The sequence below is a fragment of the Candidatus Schekmanbacteria bacterium genome, assembly GCA_003695725.1.
Classification (GTDB): domain Bacteria; phylum Schekmanbacteria; class GWA2-38-11; order GWA2-38-11; family J061; genus J061.
Genome location: RFHX01000170.1, coordinates 1 through 4,421, shown reverse-complemented (window position 1 = coordinate 4,421; position 4,421 = coordinate 1). Strand labels below are relative to the sequence as shown.

The 4,421-nt window shown below is 35.2% G+C and carries 3 protein-coding genes and 1 pseudogene; 2 read left to right on the top strand and 2 right to left on the bottom strand.

All coding sequences use genetic code 11. The features are described from left to right. Both D6734_06870 and D6734_06865 read left to right on the top strand, forming a co-directional pair. Positions 1-837, top strand: an 837-nt coding sequence (locus D6734_06870; GenBank protein ID RMF94821.1) for a glutamate dehydrogenase, incomplete at its 5' end; no start/stop codon positions are given. Between the two features lie 138 nt (positions 838-975). Then, positions 976-1,941 (top strand): annotated as a pseudogene (locus D6734_06865) (ribonuclease HII). Here D6734_06865 and D6734_06860 read toward each other — a convergent pair. Together D6734_06860 and D6734_06855 are read right to left on the bottom strand one after the other, a co-directional pair. Further along, the gene (locus D6734_06860) at positions 1,928-3,292 is read right to left on the bottom strand and encodes a sigma-54-dependent Fis family transcriptional regulator (protein ID RMF94820.1); all 1,365 of its coding nucleotides are present in this window, start codon (positions 3,290-3,292) and stop codon (positions 1,928-1,930) included. The pseudogene D6734_06865 and the gene D6734_06860 overlap by 14 nt on opposite strands. 16 nt (positions 3,293-3,308) lie before the next feature. Then, the coding region (locus D6734_06855) for a sensor histidine kinase (protein ID RMF94819.1) at positions 3,309-4,421 on the bottom strand (1,113 nt) is incomplete at its 5' end.

Genomic DNA, 4,421 nt, shown 5'->3' with positions numbered 1-4,421 from the left:
ACAGGAAGAGGTGTGCAGTATGCACTGAGAGAATTTTTTCGTCATAAAGGCGAAGTTAAAAAAGCAAAGCTCACTCAAAGTCTTGAAGGCAAAAAAGTTATAATTCAGGGGCTAGGAAATGTCGGATACCATGCCGCAAAATTTCTCTCTGAAGAAGACGGTGTTAAAATCATTGCAATAATAGAAAGAGATGGGGCTCTCATAAATGAAAAAGGGCTCAATGTTGAATCCGTTTATCGCTATATGGTGAAAAAGAAAACCATAAGAGGTTATAAAGACGCCAAATACCAGAGTAATGGCGCAAAATGCCTTGAAATGAAATGTGATATACTTATACCTGCGGCAATGCAGGGACAAATTAGAAGAGACAATGCCAACAGAATAAAGGCAAATCTAATTGTCGAAGCCGCAAATGGTCCTACGACTTATGAAGCAGATTTAATACTTAGAAAAAAAGGGATTGTTGTACTTCCAGATGCCTATGTGAATGCCGGTGGCGTTACTGTTTCATATTTTGAGTGGCTTAGGAATCTCTCCCATATCAGATTTGGCAGATTAGAAAGAAGATACGAAGAATTGAGAAGTACTCAATACTCTCAAGTTTTAGAAAAATTAACAGGTAAAAGAATGGATAACGAAACAAAAAAGATTCTTATTCACGGGGCAGAAGAGATTGACCTTGTAAGGTCGGGGCTTGACGATACTATGAGACTGGCTTTTCAAGAAATTAAAGAAATGAAAGATAAAAACAAAAAAATTACAAACTATAGAACTGCAGCTTATGTAATTGCGCTTCAAAAGATAGCACGGTCTTATTTGGACCTTGGGATTTATTAGCTTTTATTTATATATCTTAAAATATAGTCTTAATACCTTGTCAAAAGAGTTATTTTCTTATATACATTTTTTACATAAATTTATTTGACAAATCGATGCCAATGCTATAAAAAGAGCGCTCATTTTAGGAGAATTCGAATGGCTACAACAAAAGATAACATTACTGAAGAAAAATACTCAAAAAATCTTCCGGATTTTTCTCCGGGTGATACTTTACGAGTTTCCTTTAAAATCAAAGAAGGCGAAAAAGAGAGAATTCAAACATTTGAAGGTACTCTTATTGCAATAAAAAGAAGAGGACATAGGACAACGATAACAGTGAGGAAAGTATCTAATGGCATAGGTGTTGAAAGAATTTTTCCTTTATATTCACCTCTTCTTGAGAAAATCAAAGTTGTAAAAAGAGGAGTTGTCAGAAGAGCTAAGCTTTATTATCTTAGAGAAAGAAGAGGAAAAGCCGCTAGGATCAAAGAGAAAAAATAATCTTTCCCATCAGTCCTTATGGACCAATTCGAAAAAGAAGCATTTGCCAACGGTTTTAAATATATTGCTGGAATCGATGAAGCAGGCAGAGGGCCTTTGGCAGGGCCGGTAGTAGCATCGGCAGTAATATTCGATGTAAATAAGATCCCTTCAGGATTAAATGACTCCAAAAAACTTTCACCAAAAAAAAGAGAAGAACTATACAGCAAAATAATTGAATTTGCCCTCGCATACTCTATCTCTTATGTTTCTGAAAAAATCATTGATGAAATAAATATAAGAGAGGCATCAAAACTTGCAATGAGCAAGGCAGTTGAAGGTTTAGATTATGAAGTTGATTACTTATTAATCGATGGAAATATGAAGATAGACTCAAAAATCCAACAAAAAGCAATAATAAAGGGAGACAGCCGAAGTTATTCTATAGCTGCAGCTTCAATTCTCGCAAAGGTATATAGAGACAATTTAATGTCAGAGTATCATTTATTATATCCACAATACGGCTTTGATAGGCATAAGGGATATCCAACAAAGGAGCATATTGAGAATATCAAAAAATTCGGTCCTTCTCCAATCCACAGAAAAACATTCAGGTATGTAAAAGATTTTATTGCGATTTAGTAATTGAATATTTTTCCATCCTGTACATAAGTGTAGGACGCGATATCTTAAGAAAACGGGCGGTAGCCGCCTGATTCCAATTATTTTTTTCTAATGCTTGAATAATAATTTCCTTTTCAACTTCATCAAGAGAAATACCTGATTCAGGAAAATCGATTTTGAATTGTCTTTGATTCATATTGAATTTTCTTATCTCATATGGAAGGTCTTCAGGAGTCACAAGATTGTCTGTTTTAACAATTGCCATTCTCTCGATGAGATTTTCAAGTTCTCTTACATTACCCTTCCAGTCATAATTTATAAGTATTTGCATTGCTTCATCAGAAAAGTTCAACCTTCTTGCATTTTCTTTTATCTTCTTAAAATGTTCTATCAATAGTGGAATATCTTCCCTTCTCTCCCGAAGAGGCGGCACTTTCACAGGCACGACACAGAGTCTATAATAAAGGTCCTCTCTAAATTCATTTTTTTCAACCATTTCCTTTAAATTTCTATTCGTTGCAGCAACGACTCTTACATCCACCTCTATCTCATTGTCGCTTCCAATTTTGTCAATGCATTTCTCCTGCAATACTCGTAAAATTTTTGCTTGAAGGTTTGGTTTTAAATCGCCTACTTCATCGAGAAAGATTGTTCCGCCATCAGCGCTTTCAAACTTCCCCTTTCTATCGTGCATTGCTCCTGTAAAAGCGCCCTTGGAATGACCAAAAAGTTCACTTTCCATAAGCTCATCCGGAATCGCTGCACAATTGACAGTTACAAAGGGCGCATTTTTTCTGGCGCTGTTATAATGTATAGCTTTGGCAAAAAGTTCTTTACCTGTCCCGCTCTCTCCTTCTATCAATACTGTCGATTCGGTTTGTGCAATACGTTTCAAAAGTTCGATTATTTTTTTCATTATTTCGCTTTTATGAACAATTAAATCAAAACTGAATTTTTCATAGAGCTCCTTTTTGAGACGAAGATTTTCTCCCTTAAGCTCTTTAAACTCGAAAGCCCTTTTAACAACAATAGCTAACTCGTCACGATTAAATGGTTTGGTAATATAATCAAATGCTCCTTCTTTTAAAGCACTTACCGCTTGCTCAATTGTACCAAAAGCAGTAATCATTATTATTGGAATGCTATTATCAATCTTTTTTATTCTTCTTAATACTTCCATCCCATCAATATCCGGAAGCCTCAAGTCAGTTACAACAACATCTATTTTATTGGAGTCAAAAGCAGATACGCCTGAAACTCCATCAGATTTTGCCACAACTTCAAACCCTTCATTCTTCAAGTTATGGGCAATTACTTTCCTCAAGTTATTATCATCATCGATTAACAAAATTTTATTTCTCTTAGCCATCCCTTATCCATATCTTTTATTGTGGAATCATTACAACAAAATAAGTTCCTTTCCCCTTTTTAGAAAAAACTTCAATTGCTCCATTATGGCTGATTATAATTCTTTTTGTTATTGCAAGACCCAAGCCAGTACCGTTTTCCTTTTTTGTAAAAAAAGGGTTAAATATTTTATCAATGTCTTCTTCTGAAATTCCTTCTCCAGTATCTCCAAAAATCACTGAAATAAATTCACCTTCCATATCTTTGCCTATAGAATATTTAATATCAAATTCATCATCAGCAAAGTGCCTCCTCCCCTTCAATGTATGGATTGTAAGAATTCCCCCTTCCTTCATTGCTTGAACTGAATTTAATAGAATATTCAAGAATGCCTGTTTTATCTGCTCTGCATCACCATCAATGGGGTTTATAGTATCATCCAATGAAAGATCAAATGTGATATTCTTTTTTACACTTCCAAGTTCTACAAGAGATTTTATGTCTTCTACTGCCTCATTGATGTTAAACTTTCCAATAACAGGTTTTGTAGTCTTTGCAAAGGAAAGAAAATCATTGATTACTCGGTTTAGTCTGTTAGCTTCAGTTACTATAATTTGGAAAAATTCATATTTTTTGTCCTCTTGATGAATATCTTCGCTGAGAATTTCAACGCTTCCAAGTATCGAACCAAGAGGATTCCTAATCTCATGTGCTAAACTTGCCGCCAATTCCCCCATTGTAGAGAAGCGGTCAGCCCTTAAAAGCTGCTGCTCTTTCTCGAAAATTTCCTGCGCTTGAATGTGGAGTTTATCATAGGATTCTGCAAGCTCTCTACTGACTTCTTCAGCTTTAATTCTTTGCTCCTTTTCTTTGTCTGCCATCACACCTGTCACGATACCAATAACTATATACATTATGATTTCAAGATATTGGTCAAGTCTTACGAGACCAGTTGCGCCCCATTGAAAAAAAACATGAGGTGCATAAAGAAGAGCTGACAAGAAAGAAACTATAACTCCTCCCCGAAAACCAAACCAAAAGGAACCAAGAATTATAGGAATATAATATAATCGCCTGAATATCTCGTGATATCGCTCTAAAACAATGGGTGTAAAATAATGAAGCAGAGTAGCAGTAATAAGGATGCAATT